This is a genomic window from Litoreibacter janthinus, assembly GCF_900111945.1.
GTDB classification, from domain to species: Bacteria; Pseudomonadota; Alphaproteobacteria; order Rhodobacterales; family Rhodobacteraceae; genus Litoreibacter; species Litoreibacter janthinus.
This window is the reverse complement of sequence record NZ_FOYO01000001.1, coordinates 1,277,483-1,292,869: the sequence shown is the minus strand read 5'-3', so window position 1 is coordinate 1,292,869 and position 15,387 is coordinate 1,277,483. Positions and strand designations below refer to the sequence as shown.

The window sequence follows — 15,387 nt, the reverse complement described above, 5'->3', positions numbered from 1 at the left end:
GGCAATTCAACGATGCACGAAGCGTGCCAGATCGACACCATCCCAAGTGTCGAAGCATTCGTCTGTGCGCAGACCTTCAACTGGCGTGGGTTGGTAGCCCCCCGTGAAATAGGCGAACGACATCTCGGCAGCGCGGGCAGTGCGGAAATCGGTGATGCTGTCGCCGACGTAAAGGCATTCCTTGACGCTCAGACCCAGCGCCACCGCGGTGTGCACCAACGGCAAGGGATCTGGCTTCTTGGCCTTGGTGCTATCCCCGCCCGTAATCACGGTGAAATAGCGTGTGAGGTCCAGCTGGTCGCATAGATCACGCGCAGGAATTTCCGGCTTGTTGGTGCACAGTGCCATGGGCAGGTCAATCGCGTCCAACGTATCACGCACTCCATCGAACAAGCGTGTCAGCGTGGTGAGGTCTTGCGCGTAGGCGCGGTTCATTTCGACGTAGTGCGGTGCCATGTCGTCCGGCACATCGCCAGTGGCGCGCATGCACCGTTCCACCAATTTTTCGATACCATTCCCGATGAACCCTATCACCTGCTCGAGCGTTACCGGATCGCGGCCTGCATGGGCCAGCATGACATTGGCAGCGGCGTGGATATCGGGGGCGGAGTGAACCAGCGTCCCGTCGAGGTCAAAAATGATAGCCTTCATACGAATTCAATCTGTGTTTTCATGGCTCGGGTGCGGTCGGATGCGATTTCAAACGCCTCTACCGCGTCTTTCATGGGCAAGGTCTGGGTTATAAAGGGCTTTACGTCGATCAGCCCTTTCTGCATCAGCGACACACCGGTGCCAAATTCCTCGTGGAAGCGGAAGGAGCCTTTGAGGTTCAGCTCTTTTGCGGTGATCGCCATCATCGGCAGCGACATATCTCCGCTCAGGCCAAGCTGAACGATCGTGCCACCCGGGCGCATCGCGTGGATACCCGCAGTCAAAGCTGACACCGCGCCGGAGCATTCGAACTGCACATCGCACAAGCCTTTGTCGACCATGTAGGGCTGCAACGGCTTATCCACCTTGGTCACGTTAAAGCTAACATCGGCACCAGCCTCTCGCGCTTTTTTTAGCGTGAAGTCGGACATGTCGGTGGCGACGATATGATCCGCGCCTGCCCGCCTTGCCGCGAGGATGCACAAAACGCCAATCGGGCCACAGCCGGTCACCAGAACTGATTTGCCAAGCATTGGCCCCGCCTGCCGAACCGCGTGCAGACAAACGGCAAGGGGTTCAGCCATCGCGGCCTCCCCCGCTGTCAGACCGTCCGCCACAGCACATTGGGAAGCGTTCGCGTTCAAGACCTGACGGAACGCCCCTTGGATATGGGGGAATGGCATGGCCGAGCCGTAGAAGCGCATATTCAGGCATTGGTTCGGCTGGCCCGCGAGGCAGAATTTGCAGTCCGAACAGGGCCGCGATGGCGAAACTGCGACCAACTGACCGACGCTTAGGTTGGTCACCCCGTCGCCCAGTGCAGTGACATGCCCCGAGACCTCGTGCCCCAATACCATCGGTTCACGCAGCTTGATCGCGCCGAAGCCGCCATGTTGATAGTAATGAAGGTCCGATCCGCAAATGCCACCGGCCGCCATGGTGACTTGCACCTCACCCGGTCCAGGAGGCATGACCGGCTGCTCTTCAATGCGAAGATCGCGGGGGGCGTGAATGACCAGAGACTTCATAGCTTGCGCCTTTCCAAAGAGGAAAATGTTAGCGCAAGCTATGCCTGTTTTTGTAGAGCTTCCAGCCTAATTCGTGATCAGCTCCGGCCCCATGACCAGTGTCGGCAACCAAGTCGACAGGAAGGGGATGTAGGTGACCATGACCAAGAACACGACGAGGATCATCAGGAACGGCAAAGCCGCGCGGACGACCGCCATCATCGGCATACCCGCCACACCGGAGGTCACGAAGAGGTTCAGACCCACCGGCGGTGTGATCATCCCGATCTCCATGTTAACGACCATGATGATGCCCAGATGGATTGGGTCAATGCCAAGCTCAATTGCAATTGGGAACACCAGAGGTGCGACGATAACCAGCAGGCCCGACGGCTCCATGAACTGGCCACCGATCAGCAAGATCACGTTGACGATCACAAGGAACATGACCGGCCCGAAGCCCGCGTCGAGCATGGCAGCGGTAATCTGCTGCGGGATTTGCTCGTCGGTGAGGACGTGTTTCAGGATCAGAGCGTTGGCAATCACGAACATCAGCGTGACCGTCAGCTTGCCCGCATCGAACAGCGTGCGCTGCGTGTCTTTATGTACGAACGCGGTCAGCAGGGCTTGCGGCTTCGAAAAGAGAGAGATGTTCTTCTCTCCCTCCTTTGTCGCAAGCGGACCCATGTCGCGGTAGACGAAACATGCGATGATCCACGCGTAGACGGCCGCCACCGCTGCGGCTTCGGTTGGGGTGAACGCCCCGCCATAAATGCCACCCAGAATGATAACGATCAGGAACAGCCCCCAACCGGCTTCCTTGCCCGTCTCGATGATACGCGCCCAACCGGCCCAGTCGCCTTTCGGCAGGTCTTTGACGCGCGCCATGACGTAGATACCGACCATCAGCATGAAACCCGCCAGAAGGCCCGGGATTACGCCCGCAAGGAACATGCGGCCAACGGAGACCTCAACGGCCGCCGCATAGACCACCATTACGATGGACGGCGGAATCAGGATGCCCAAGGTGCCCGCGTTACAGATCACGCCTGCTGCGAACTCCTTGGTGTAGCCAACCTGCCGCATCGCCGCGATGACGATTGAGCCGATGGCAACCACCGTCGCGGGGGACGAGCCAGACAATGCAGCGAACATCATACAAGCGAAAACCGACGCGATGGCCATGCCGCCGCGCAAGTGACCGACGCAAGCAATTGAGAAGTTGATGATCCGCCGCGCCACGCCACCAGTGGACATAAAACTGGAGGCCAGAATGAAGAATGGGATAGCCAGCAGGGTGTAGTGACCTGCAAAGGCTTCGAACAATGTCCCTGCGACTGACGCCATTGAGGCGTCCGAGAACCACAGCAGGAACAGCACAGAGGAGAAGCCGAGCGAGACTGCGATTGGCACACCAATCAGCATCAGGCCAACGACCATGCCAAAAAGAAGAATAACTTCCATGGATTAGGTTTCCTTCAAATCAGCGGCGAGGCGTGCAGCGGCCTCTTCGACATCGTCTTCGGCCTCGTGGCTGACGATGAGCATATCAATTTTACCTGTGGCGAGCGCGATAGCGGCTTGCACCGAGCGCAGCAGGAACAGCGCCATGGAGAATGGCAGCACGAAATAAGGGATCAGCAACGGGATTTTTTCGTATTCATCGCCGTCATTGAAGGCGCCCTCCAGCCATGTCAGCCAGAACGGGACGGGAATGTCGTTGGTTTCATACCAACCTTTAGGGCGATAGCTTTCCTCGAACCCGATTGGGAACCAGCGGCCGATATTGTAGCCGGCAAGGAAACCCTCGTCTTTGAAGGCGGGCAGGTTTGCGTAGTTGGCGTAGTAGTCCCAAGCTCCCTTGAACAACATCAGCGCAAACAGCACGCAGACGGCGGCAGCGATGAACCCGCAGATCCGTTTCAGCTTTGGCGAGACCATATTGAGGATCGCGTCGACGCCTAGGTGGGCGGTCTTCTTCACGGCGTAGGATGCCCCAAGCAACACCAACCACGCGAACATGAACACAGTCAGTTCAAGCGCCCAGAGGATATTGGAATTGAAGACATATCGCGCCACTACATTGGCGAAAGTGATCAGCGTCATCATCCCCAGCAGGAATGCGATGATTGTCTCTTCGATACTGTCGATGAATGATCGTGCCTGATGGCTACTCATGGTCGCCTCCCCCGCTTCCATCTCTGTAAATGCTCGGCCCCGGAGCCCCCGGAGCCGAGCGTATCGCGTCAGACCAGCTTACTGGGTCATCTCGTTGATTTTTTGAGCGGCAGCGATGTTCTCGGCGCCTACGTCGGCTTCGAACTGGCTCCAGACTGGCTTCATCGCTTCGACCCAAGCTGCACGCTGGTCAGCGTCCAGTGTGCGCACAACACCGCCAGCGGCGATGATGGATTGCTTGGCGTTCTCGTTCACTTTGGTGGACTCGGCGTTACGCGCTTCGGTCACCTCGGCGAGGATTGTCAGGAGCTGGTCGCGCACGTCTGCGTCCAGGCTGTCGAGCCAGTCAACGCTCGACACAACCATGTAGTCGATGATGCCGTGGTTGGTTTCGGTTACACCGTCCTGAACTTCGAAGAACTTGCGGCCAAAGATGTTGGACCACGTGTTCTCTTGCCCATCAACAACGCCTTGTTGCAGCGCACCATACACCTCTGCGAAGGCCATTTTCTGGGGTGAGCCACCGATCGCTTCCATTTGCGCAACCAGTACGTCAGATGGCTGCACACGGAACTTCAGGCCGTTCGCATCAGTTGGCAAAAGCAGCGGTTTGGACGCGGACATTTGCTTCATACCGTTGTGCCAGAATTGCAGACCTTGCAGACCGCGTTTCTGCATAGCGTCTTTCATAGCCTGACCGGTTTCGGAGGCTTGGAACGCGTCGACTGCTTTGATGTCGCGGAACATGAATGGCAGATCGAAAATGCGGTACTGTTTGGTGAACTTTTCGAACAGGGACAGCGACGGAGCGGCGAGTTGGATGTCGCCTTGCAGCAGTGCTTCCAGCGCCTTTTCGTCGGTGTAGAGCGTGGAGTTCGGGAACACTTCCATGCAGGCTTTGCCGTTCATCTCGTCGTTCACGCGCTGCTCAAGCAGCGAGGCGGCGATGCCTTTTGGGTGTTTGTCAGTGTTGGTGACGTGGCTGAACTTGATGACCACTTCGCCTTCGTCACACGCCGCCGCAGCGACAGACGGAACAAGTGCAACGGCAGCGACGCAAGCCGCTTTCAAAAGATATTTCATTGGTTTCCTCCCATTGGAACTTCATCGAACGGACTGATCCGTCGGATGAGCAGAGCATTGCAAGAACGTCGCGACCTGCGCAAGCGGATCGCTCAAATCTTGCTTTTTCTTTTATTTACAAATACTTTCACGCGTCTTCCTTTGACTTTCGTCTAAAAAGTCCGAAATTTCAGACTTTTTGCAGTGCTTTTCTTGCGAAAATTGCGATATTTCGCACAAAAGCTTCTGACGAATCGAGATCACATGCCCCTTGCTCCCCGTTCGCAAAGACTGCGGGCATTCATTGTCAGCTATCTCGCTTTATCCACTGCGCTGGTATTTGCTGTGCATCAGGTCACGATGACGAATGGTTTGGAGCGATTGTCCCGCTCTGGCAGCGTCATTGCTGAGCAATCCGCAGACCGCCTAATTGCGCAGCTTGAAAGCTACCGAGAACTCACAGACCTGACCGCCCGACACCCTCAGATCGCGGCGCTGATCGAAGGGCGTTCAACTGCGATCCGCACGTCAGAGTTTTTACTGCGCACGGCCTTAATTACCGGTGCAAAAGAAATACACGCATTGGACTCTAAAGGTCAGGTGTTGGCATCCTCGACCTTCGAAGAGACCCCGTCGGACATCGGAGAAGATTGGTCAGAGCGTGCTGATGTCGTTGCTGCAAGAACCCGGCGCATGGGCGTCTTTCATTCGGCGGACGAGGACGGGCTTCGCAGCTATTATTTCGCCCGCAGCGTGCTACGAGACGACGCTAGCCCTCAGGGCTATATGGTCATCAAGGTGAATATGGATGAACTTGAGGGCGAGTGGCGGATTGACGAAACCGTCGTCGCTTTTTTCGACTCTGCTGGCGTCGGCTTCGTCTCGAACCGCCCTACGCTGGCGCTTACCTACGACGCATCGCTTGCGCAGGTGCCAATCGGCACCTTCGACTACCCCGAAAAACTGCTATCCCCGCTTGCCGATCATAGTGTCACTGCTGGCAACGGCAGAACTATTTGGAAGTTTTCCAACGCCACCGCCATGCCAGATCACGCTTTGGTCGTGTCAAAGGATGTCCCCCTCATCGAGATGACTGTACGCGCATTCATGGACGCCGGGCCTGCCCTTGGCGAAGCGCGGCTGATGGCAGCATTGGTCGCGGCGATCTTGTCGCTCTTCGGGCTCGGTTTTGCGATTTTCGTTCAAAGCCGCGCGCGACTGGCGGACCAACTTCGACTTGAGGCAGAAGCCAATTCGAAGCTTGAAGCCCGTGTCGCCACTCGGAATGCACAGCTCCAGAAGGCGCAGGACGACCTTATTCAGGCCAGTAAGCTGACCGCCCTAGGACAGATGTCGGCAGGGATCAGCCATGAGTTGAACCAGCCGCTGTCGGCCATTCAAAACTATGCCGTGAATGCCCAAAAACTGCTAGAGCGCGGTCGAGAGCCGGAGGCCCAAGAGAACCTGACGCTGATCTCGGAGCAGACACAGCGCATGGGGCGCATCATCCATAACTTAAGAGGGTTTGCGCGAAAAGAGACCGAACCTTTGGAAAGAGTTAACGTCGCTGAGGTGCTTGAGGCGTCCCTTGGACTTGCTGCGCAGCGGGCCAGATCCGAAGGCGTTTCGGTTAAGGTCGAAACCCTGCCCGAAGCATGGGTCGACGCCGGGCAAGTGCGGCTGCAACAAGTGATTGTCAATCTTCTGTCCAATGCGATGGACGCGATGACACATAGCGTGCCCAAGGAAATCACGGTCTCCCTGTCGCAAAGGCGCGGACAAGTCCAACTGGTCATCACGGACACAGGGCCGGGACTTGCGGATATTGAGCGGGCGTTCGAGCCGTTTTACACTACGAAGGAGATTGGAGCCTCCAAAGGGCTGGGGCTGGGGCTGTCAATTTCCTACGGGATTATTGGCAGCTTTGGCGGATTGCTGAGCGTTGAGAACATGGATCACGGCGGCGCGGCATTCACCATCACCCTGCCCGCCCTTACAATGCAGGAGGCTGCGGAATGACACCGACCCTACTGCTGATCGAAGACGACGCGGCGTTGCGGCGTTCACTGGCTCAGAGCTTCGAGTTGGAAGACATCACCGTGATCGCTGCGTCCAGCTATGTGATGGCCAAATCGCACATCTCTCGCGACTTTGAGGGGGTGATCCTGTCCGACATCCGAATGCCCGGCAAAGACGGCTTCGACGTGCTGGCCCGCGCTCGCGAGGTGGACCCCGACCTTCCAGTTGTGCTTTTGACCGGACAGGCTGACGTGCCGATGGCCGTCCGCGCCATGGCTGAAGGCGCATATGACTTCCGACAGAAGCCTTGCCCACCGGAACAGCTTATCGAGGTCGTGAACCGTGCAATGGAACACCGAAACCTTGTGTTGCGGTCGCGCGAGATGGAAAGGCAGTTGCAATCCGGCGACGCGGCCGCTGCCAACTTTCCAGGCACCTCCGCTGCGGTCGAACGGCTACGCGAAGCGCTGCGCCAAGCAGCCGGACTGCCGGTGCACATTTACCTGCATGGTCCCGCTGGTGCCGGAAAACGGCTTGCCGCTCACACGATCCACGCGCTTGCTACGGAAAGGCCGCGTTTCATTTCCCTGTCCTTGCGGGACACGACTGCAGAGGCTTTGCGCACGCTGGATCTCACCTCCCAACCGACGGATCTGTCAATCAAATCTCTTGAGCTTGCGACTTCGGCTCAGCAGGCCGCGATTTATGAATTGATGGAGCGCTTTCCGGAGTTGCGCGTAATCGCATCCTCCGCCCAATCGCTTGAGGAATTGCGGCAGGCGGGTCTGCGGGACGACTTGTTCTACGCCTTGGACATGATGCAAATCGAAGTGCCGTCTCTGGCGCAGCGTCGCAAGGATCTTGCGGTGGTGTTCGAGGCGCTGGTGCGTCAAACCGTACGCGGCATGAACGGCGATATGCCGGAAATTCCCGAAAGCCTTTATGCGCAGGTCATCGCCAGAGCCTGGCCGGACAACCTGCCCGAATTGCGCAATTTTGCCCGCAGCTTCGCATTGGGACTAAACGTTCAAACGGATGCGGCATCGCGGGCGAACTTGAGCCTTGCCGACCAGATGAACGCGTTTGAGAAACTGGTTCTAACAGACACACTTCGTAGGTTTGGTGGAAAATCGACAGCGGTGGCTGACGCGTTGGGACTTCCACGAAAGACCCTTTACGACAAGCTGGCAAAGCACGAACTGAAGGCAAAAGACTTTCGGAGCTCGATCTAGTCGTCAGATCGAACGTGCCGTTGTGATGGTGAGGCATAATCGACGCGCCTCACCATCACGACATCTCTCTCAGTCGGCGTTTTTGAGGTCCGCCAAAGCTTGGTTGAGCGTTGCAATCAGATCGGCATCTGTCAGGACGCCTGCTTCGCTGTCAAACTTATCGCCGAATGGGCCGACAGAAAAACTGCCTTTCAAGTCAGCACCGAAGAAGCCGATTGAATTCGTCGCTATGCCCAAAACGCTGGCGCCTCCCTTTTGTCCGGGAGATGCCGACATGGCGACCATCGGCGTGTTCTGGAAAACTTTGGCATCGATCCGAGACGTCCAATCAAATATGTTTTTCCAAGCGGCAGTATAGTTGCCATTGTGCTCGGCGTAGGAAATCAGAATAGCGTCCGCCTGTCCGAACTTCGCATAGAGACGCTGGGCTTGCTCTGGGATGCCATCTTTAGCTTCGCGATCAGAGCTATAGATCGGCATCTCAAAATCATTCAGATCAAGAATCTCGACCTCAGCACCGAAGTCTCTTTGGAAAACCTCGCTCGCGTGCGTCACGAGGCGCTTGTTGATGGATGTGCTGCTGTTAGACGCTGCAAGTGCGATGGCTTTCATTTCGGAGCCCCTTGATTGAAAGATGAAGTTGACGCCAATCTGATCGAATTCACAGTTGCACACAACATCGACTCACGCGCAGAGTCTGTGCGTTCATGCAAAAGTCCGGCGCTTTGGCCGGACTTTCAAAAGAAGTTGCATGGTTGGCAGACGATTACCGTACGACGTAGACGGAGCAGGTCGCGTGGCGCACGATCCGCGCAGCATTCGGCCCCAGCAGATAATCCGCGAAATCCGATTTGCTTGCGCCCACCACGATCAAGGCAGGCTTGGACTTTTTGGCAAGCTTCAGGACTTCCTCATAGGCGCGCCCTGTCGCCACGACATGGCGCACCTTAGCGTTTTGAGCAGCATCAAGTGCCGCGCTTACAAGTTGGTTCAAATGCACCTTGGCTTCCGCCACCATCTTGTCGTGGTGGTCTTTGCTGAAGAAACTTCCGACCGTACTCATGCCGTAGTCCGGCACGACAGCGACGACATCGAGCTGCGCGCCATCCAAGGCCGCCAGTCGCGCGGCGGTCTGGATTGTTTTGAGGTCATCTTGACCGTTGCTGATGTCGACAGCGCATAGAACAGAGCTTGTCATGCCGGAACTCCTTCACGTGAGATGCGGGCGCGTTGCAGTAGCGCCACCAGTGCCAAAAGGATCAACGCCGGAATGAAGACCCATTCCTTGGCCATCTGGTTCGCAGGGGCCTGAACCGTTGCGATCTGCACGGGAGTGTCCGCGTAGAAATCGAAGCTGCTCATGGTGTCTGCAAACGGGGTGCCAAACATCGGCTCGTCCATTTTAACCACGCCGTCTTCTTCCAACAGCATGAGTCCGAACTCGTTCATCCGATCATCGCCTGTGCCGTCGCCAGTGATTGGCATGACCAGAGTGGTCTCTTTCGCCTCGCCGGTATCAAAGTCAGGGCCAGAGACAACAATGCGCAACTCCTGCCCATCGCTTGCATTGGCAACCGCATTCGCAAAGCCTGCCGGCTCGACCACCTCAAAGGGCGGCTGGATACGGTCCATCACGAAGTCAGGACGGAACAGTGCAAAGGCGATCAGGACCAAAGCGACGCTTTCATAGATGCGGCTTTTGGTGAGGAACCAGCCCATGGTGCCCGCGGTAAACACGAGAATGGCGATGGAAGCAGTTATGAACACCAGTATCCCTTGGGCCCACGTCACATCAATCAACAACAAGTCGGTGTTGAAGATAAACACAAACGGCAATGCCACCGTCCGCAAGCTGTAGAAGAAAGCCACAAACCCTGTTTTGATTGCATCCCCCCCCGACACAGCGGCCGCAGCAAAACTTGCCAAGCCAACGGGCGGCGTCACATCGGCCATGATGCCGAAGTAGAACACGAACAGGTGCACAGCGATCAACGGAACGATCAGGCCGGACTGCGCGCCCAACTCCACCACAACGCCAGCCATAAGCGAGGAGACCACGATGTAGTTGGCTGTGGTCGGGAGACCCATGCCCAACACAAGGCTCAGCAAGCCAACCATGACCAGCATCAAGATCAGGTTGCCACCGGACAGGAACTCGACCAAATCGGCCATCACCTGACCCACACCTGTCAGGGTCACGGTGCCCACGATGACACCCGCAGTTGCGGTCGCAAGGCCAATGCCGATCATGTTACGCGCGCCATCGATCAAACCTTGGACCAGATCGCCGACGCCCGCCTTAATGGCGTTCGCTGTGTCGCTTTCGCCTCTGAAGATGGCCTTCAACGGACGCTGCGTGAGCAAGATTACAAACAGCAGCATTGTTGCCCAGAAGGCTGACAGACCAGGCGACTTTTGCTCGATCATCAGGAAGTAGACCAACACCACGATGGGAAGCAGGTAGTAGAGGCCGGATTTGTAAATTTCACCGACGACGGGAAGCTCGACCTCTTCGGCGTTGGGATCATCAGGCTCCAGATCAGGAACGCTGGATGCCAGCCACAACAGGCCTGCATAAGCCGCGAAGATGAGCAGCGACATCACGGTTCCGGACATATCCGGAACTGCGGCAACGATCCAGCCGACTGGGTACTGAACCCCGTAACATAGCCCCGCGAAGCCGGCGAAGAATAGCGCCATACCCCCTATGGTTTTCCCCATCGATACGACGCGGTTGCCCAGAGTTGGCATGTTGCTTTTCACCGCTTCGAGGTGAACGATATAGACCAGCGCGATGTAGGAAATCGTTGCTGGCAAGAAGGCGTGGGTAATCACTTCGACGTAAGAGATGCCCACATATTCCACCATCAAGAAGGCTGCAGCCCCCATAACTGGCGGCATGATCTGACCGTTGACGGAGCTTGCCACTTCGACGGCGCCAGCCTTCTCGGACGAAAAGCCCACGCGCTTCATAAGTGGAATGGTGAAGGTGCCGGTGGTGACCACGTTTGCGATGGACGAGCCGGAGATCAAGCCGGTCGCGGCAGAGCCGACAACCGCGGCCTTAGCTGGGCCGCCTTTCAGGTGACCCAAAGCGCCAAACGCCATCTTGATGAAATAGTTGCCCGCGCCCGCTTTATCGAGCAGTGCGCCGAACAGCACAAAAAGGAACACGAACTTGGTGGACACACCCAAGGCGATGCCGAACACACCCTCCGACGTGATCCACATATGGCTCATGGCCTTTTTCAGCGACGCGCCTTTCCAGCGGATCACATCCGGCACCAAATCGGAGGCACCAAAGAAAACATACGCAAGGAAGATCGTCGCAATGATCGCCATTGCAGGGCCAAGTGCGCGTCGTGCGCCCTCGAACAAAATCAGCAGACCTGCAAGCGCGAACCACTTGTCCATGTCGTCTGCCAGCCCTCCAGCGTCGACGATCTTTTGATAGAAAAAGAAGCCGTACATGGCGATGAATGCACCGACCAAACCCAATATCCAATCCGCGATGGGAATGTAATGGCGCGGGCTGGATTTAAACGCAGGGTATGCCATGAAGGCGAGGAAAACCGCGAAGGCAAGGTGAACCTGACGTGAATTGTTAATGATGTCCCCGGGCAGGATGTAGTTCGCCAAGGGAGAAGCCAGGAGCACCTGAAACAGGGACCATACCACGGCCACGACTGCGAGCAGCATGCCCACGCCACCCGCTGGATCACGTGCACCGGCGTCAGAAGACGCTACAAGATCCTGTAGCTCCTCTTCGCTCAAGGCGCGGCTTTGAGATTGATTGTCTGTCATGTGTCCCCCGGTCGGAATGCCTGAAATTTATCAGCGCTTTTGTTCTAGTGAGGCGGTGTGGGAGGGGCGTTGCCGCCCGCTCCCGGAAGCTATGATCTTACTCGATCAGGCCTTTTTCTTTGTAGTACTTCGCGGCACCATCATGCAGCGGAGCGGACAGACCAGCGGACGCCATCTCTTTGGGATCAAGGTTTGCAAACGCAGGGTGCAGCTTTTTGAAGTCTTCGAAGTTTTCAAAAACTGCGCTGACCACGGCGTAAACCGCATCGTCCGACACGGCCGTCGACGTCACGAAGGTCGCACCAACACCGAATGTAGCAACATCACTGTCATTGCCGCGATACATTCCACCTGGCACTGTAGCAGTCCGGTAGAAGGAGTTCTCGTCGATCAGCTTGCTGACCGCGTCGCCATCAACAGTCACAAGAACCGAGTCACACGCGGTGGTCGCCTCTTGGATCGTGCCCGAAGGGTGGCCAACGGTAAAGACCATCGCGTCGATCTGGTTGTCACACAAGGCAGCCGACTGCTCTGCCGGTTTCAGCTCTGAAGCCAGCGTGAAGTCGTCCGTGGTCCAGCCTTTGGCTGCCATCAACACTTCCATAGTGCCGCGTGCGCCCGAACCTGGGTTGCCGATATTAACCCGCTTGCCCTTCAGATCTTCAAAGTTGGTGATGCCTGAATCGGCACGCGCCACAACAGTGAACGGCTCTGGGTGGACGGAGAAAACGGCGCGCAGGTCTTCGAATGGACCGACATCCTCGAATTTGGATGTGCCGTTATAGGCGTGATACTGCCAGTCGGACTGGGCCACACCGAATTCCAGCTCCCCTTCGCGAATGGTGTTGATGTTGTAGACCGAGCCGCCGGTAGATTCGACAGAGCAGCGAATGCCGTGTTCTTTGCGACCCTTGTTGACCAAACGGCAAATCGCGCCGCCGGTTGGATAGTATACGCCAGTCACACCGCCGGTGCCGATCGTGATGAACTCCTCGGCGAAGGCGGCTGGTGCCATCATGGCCCCTACGGCAAAGCCTGCAACGGACAGTTTCAAATTAATAGACATCAATATTCTCCTCTTTTGATGTTAATTCCGAGTTTGAGCCCCTAATGATCCCAAACCTCGTTTAGTGTGCGATTCCGGTCTTCGACCTCAGCAATTCTGGCGCGCGCGGGTGCCCCTGCGCGACTGGCCAACATCCCGATCATGACCTCGCAGAGAACAAGAGTCGACGCATAAGACGAAAAGAAATGCGAGCTTTCCGTTGGGGAAATGAAACTGGCCGTCGCGAAAGCAAGGGCCGGACAGGTGTGCGTATCGGTGATGACAATCACGTAAGCACCTGACGCAGAAGCTTCTTCTGCGGCTTTGATGGTAGGTTTGGCAAATGGCGGCTTGGTGATGACGATCAACACGTCTTGGTCGGATATTCCGACCAACCCGCTGGCCATAGATGCCCCCATACGGTGCGCCATGGACCATTTGTCGGATATGAAGCTCGCCATATAGGTCAGGTATTCGGCGGCGCCTGTTGAGCCCAAAGCCCCCGCCACCAAAACGCGGCGGGCATTGTGAAGGCGCTCAACGCAGAGCTCTAGCGTAGCAACATCAACACTGGTGCTCAGTCGTTCCAGATTGGAGGTGCAAGACACCAAATGGTTCGCGAAAAAACTCTCCCCCCCGTCTTGATGAAGCTTCTGAAGCTCTTCAACACGGCTGGAAAATGACCCCGCCTGACGCGTCATGGAATGGCGCAACACATCGCGAAGCGCGTCGTAGCTTTCATAACCAAGCGCCGTCGACATGCGTGAGAACGTCGCCGGAGACAGCTTGGCGTCTTTGGAAATCGTACGCAGACTACGGGTGGCGACGTCCACGGGATTGGACACCACATAATCTGCGGCCTCCTTAAGTTTGACGCTGAGACTCCCGTATTTCCCCGAGAGTTGTTGTTCAAATGATTGCAGCAAAAATCGCCCCCCGGTCGATCTCGATTAATGAAGATGTTTCATTTGTTTCACACCTAGTCAACTCACGACCCGCATGTTTCAATGCGAACGAAAGGCTCTCAGAACAGGAATCGGTCAGTGTCACACATATTTCCAAGGCACACGAAAGCGCGGCTGCCCACGGTCGCACGCGGCGAAGGCGTGTATCTATACGATCAAAACGGTAAGGCCTATCTCGACGGCTCCGGTGGCGCAGCGGTGTCTTGCCTTGGACATGGCGACAAGCAGGTGACGGACGCGATCAAGGCTCAGCTTGACACCGTTGCGTTTGCACATACCAGCTTCTTCACATCCTATCCGGCGGAGCAGTTGGCCGATAAGTTGATCGAACACGCCCCCGAAGGACTTGATCGTGTCTATCTTGTGTCGGGAGGATCAGAAGCCATGGAAGCCGCCTTGAAGCTTGCGCGGCAGTATTTCGTTGAAACGGACCAGCCGCAGCGGCGTCATATCATCGCCCGCAGGCAGAGCTATCACGGCAATACCTTGGGCGTTTTAGCCACGGGCGGCAATGAGTGGCGGCGCGCGCCCTTCGCGCCTTTGCTGGTGGAAACCTCGCATATTTCCCCCTGCTTCGAGTATCGCGGAAAGCACCCTGACGAGACGAGGATTGACTACGGCCTGCGCGTCGCCAACGAGTTGGAAACCGAAATCCAGCGGCTTGGCGAAGACAGCGTCATCGCTTTTGTGGCTGAGCCCGTCGTTGGCGCGACAACTGGCGCGGTTCCGGCGGTTGAGGGCTATTTCAAACGCATCCGCGAGATTTGCGACAAATACGGCGTCTTGCTGATTCTCGATGAAGTGATGTGCGGCATGGGACGAACCGGAACGCTTTTCGCCAGCGAGCAAGAGGGCATCAGCCCCGACATCGTTGCCATCGCCAAAGGTCTTGGCGCAGGATATCAGCCGATCGGGGCGATGCTTTGCTCCGCCAAGATATATGCTGCAATTGAGGCAGGGAGTGGCTTTTTCCAGCATGGCCACACTTACGTTGGTCATCCCACAGCAAGCGCGGCCGCCTTAGCAGTTCTGACCAAGCTCACGGATGGCGGACTGGTAGAGCGCTGCGCGATGATGGGCGATAAGCTACAAAACGCGCTTCAGCAAGAATTCGGACAGCACGCCAATGTCGGAGACATTCGTGGGCGCGGGCTTTTTCGAGCGTTGGAAATTGTCGAGGACCGCGAAACAAAAGCCCCTTTCGCCCAGCAGCGAACGATCCACAAGGCGCTGAAACAAGAGTGCTTCGACGCGGGCCTCATCTGTTACCCGATGGGAGGAACCGTTGACGGGCAACGGGGCGACCATATTCTGCTCGCCCCGCCATTTATCATCGAAGAGTCCCATGTCGACGAAATCGTGGGCAAGTTGAAAGTCGCGATCGGCAGGGTTTTGTAGTGTCACGGCGCCGTCGCGAGGCCTGC

At 56.8% G+C, this 15,387-nt stretch carries 13 protein-coding genes; 3 read left to right on the top strand and 10 right to left on the bottom strand.

What is annotated here, in order from left to right; translation table 11 throughout:
- Positions 1 to 6 precede the first annotated feature (6 nt).
- The 5 genes from gph to BM352_RS06415 all read right to left on the bottom strand — a co-directional run bounded on the left by gph (position 7) and on the right by BM352_RS06415 (position 4,919).
- Complete coding sequence (gph, locus tag BM352_RS06435; RefSeq protein WP_090213996.1) at positions 7 to 651, bottom strand: phosphoglycolate phosphatase; 645 nt, start codon at positions 649 to 651, stop codon at positions 7 to 9.
- Positions 648 to 1,679, bottom strand: a complete 1,032-nt coding sequence (locus tag BM352_RS06430) for an L-idonate 5-dehydrogenase (protein ID WP_090213993.1) — start codon at positions 1,677 to 1,679, stop codon at positions 648 to 650. Before BM352_RS06430 ends, gph begins: the two co-directional genes overlap by 4 nt.
- 66 nt (positions 1,680 to 1,745) lie before the next feature.
- Positions 1,746 to 3,122: a TRAP transporter large permease gene (locus tag BM352_RS06425; protein ID WP_090213990.1), complete on the bottom strand. Its 1,377-nt coding sequence runs from the start codon at positions 3,120 to 3,122 to the stop codon at positions 1,746 to 1,748.
- Positions 3,123 to 3,125: 3 nt separating this feature from the next.
- Complete coding sequence (locus BM352_RS06420; protein ID WP_090219898.1) at positions 3,126 to 3,836, bottom strand: TRAP transporter small permease; 711 nt, start codon at positions 3,834 to 3,836, stop codon at positions 3,126 to 3,128.
- A 78-nt stretch (positions 3,837 to 3,914) separates the two neighbouring features.
- Positions 3,915 to 4,919, bottom strand: a complete 1,005-nt coding sequence (locus BM352_RS06415; RefSeq protein WP_090213988.1) for a DctP family TRAP transporter solute-binding subunit — start codon at positions 4,917 to 4,919, stop codon at positions 3,915 to 3,917.
- Positions 4,920 to 5,162: 243 nt separating this feature from the next.
- On the opposite strand from BM352_RS06415, the gene BM352_RS06410 reads away from it, so the two are divergent.
- A complete protein-coding gene (locus tag BM352_RS06410; RefSeq protein ID WP_139229799.1) occupies positions 5,163 to 6,917 on the top strand; it encodes a sensor histidine kinase in 1,755 nt (584 codons plus the stop codon).
- Positions 6,914 to 8,149 carry a sigma-54-dependent transcriptional regulator gene (locus BM352_RS06405; RefSeq protein WP_090213980.1) on the top strand — a complete coding sequence of 412 codons (1,236 nt, stop codon included), beginning with the start codon at positions 6,914 to 6,916 and terminating at the stop codon, positions 8,147 to 8,149. Before BM352_RS06410 ends, BM352_RS06405 begins: the two co-directional genes overlap by 4 nt.
- A gap of 69 nt (positions 8,150 to 8,218) precedes the next feature.
- Here the strand turns inward: BM352_RS06405 and BM352_RS06400 are convergent, their stop codons facing one another.
- The 5 genes from BM352_RS06400 to BM352_RS06380 all read right to left on the bottom strand — a co-directional run bounded on the left by BM352_RS06400 (position 8,219) and on the right by BM352_RS06380 (position 13,924).
- The gene (locus BM352_RS06400) at positions 8,219 to 8,761 is read right to left on the bottom strand and encodes an NADPH-dependent FMN reductase (RefSeq protein WP_090213977.1); all 543 of its coding nucleotides are present in this window, start codon (positions 8,759 to 8,761) and stop codon (positions 8,219 to 8,221) included.
- A gap of 154 nt (positions 8,762 to 8,915) precedes the next feature.
- Positions 8,916 to 9,347 carry a universal stress protein gene (locus BM352_RS06395; protein WP_090213974.1) on the bottom strand — a complete coding sequence of 144 codons (432 nt, stop codon included), beginning with the start codon at positions 9,345 to 9,347 and terminating at the stop codon, positions 8,916 to 8,918.
- Complete coding sequence (locus tag BM352_RS06390; RefSeq protein WP_090213971.1) at positions 9,344 to 11,953, bottom strand: TRAP transporter permease; 2,610 nt, start codon at positions 11,951 to 11,953, stop codon at positions 9,344 to 9,346. Before BM352_RS06390 ends, BM352_RS06395 begins: the two co-directional genes overlap by 4 nt.
- A 97-nt stretch (positions 11,954 to 12,050) precedes the next feature.
- The gene (locus BM352_RS06385; RefSeq protein WP_090213969.1) at positions 12,051 to 13,019 is read right to left on the bottom strand and encodes a TAXI family TRAP transporter solute-binding subunit; all 969 of its coding nucleotides are present in this window, start codon (positions 13,017 to 13,019) and stop codon (positions 12,051 to 12,053) included.
- A 41-nt stretch (positions 13,020 to 13,060) separates the two neighbouring features.
- The gene (locus tag BM352_RS06380; RefSeq protein WP_139229798.1) at positions 13,061 to 13,924 is read right to left on the bottom strand and encodes a MurR/RpiR family transcriptional regulator; all 864 of its coding nucleotides are present in this window, start codon (positions 13,922 to 13,924) and stop codon (positions 13,061 to 13,063) included.
- Between the two features lie 117 nt (positions 13,925 to 14,041).
- On the opposite strand from BM352_RS06380, the gene BM352_RS06375 reads away from it, so the two are divergent.
- A complete protein-coding gene (locus BM352_RS06375) occupies positions 14,042 to 15,361 on the top strand; it encodes an aspartate aminotransferase family protein (RefSeq protein ID WP_090213965.1) in 1,320 nt (439 codons plus the stop codon).
- The last annotated feature ends 26 nt before the right edge of the window (positions 15,362 to 15,387 follow it).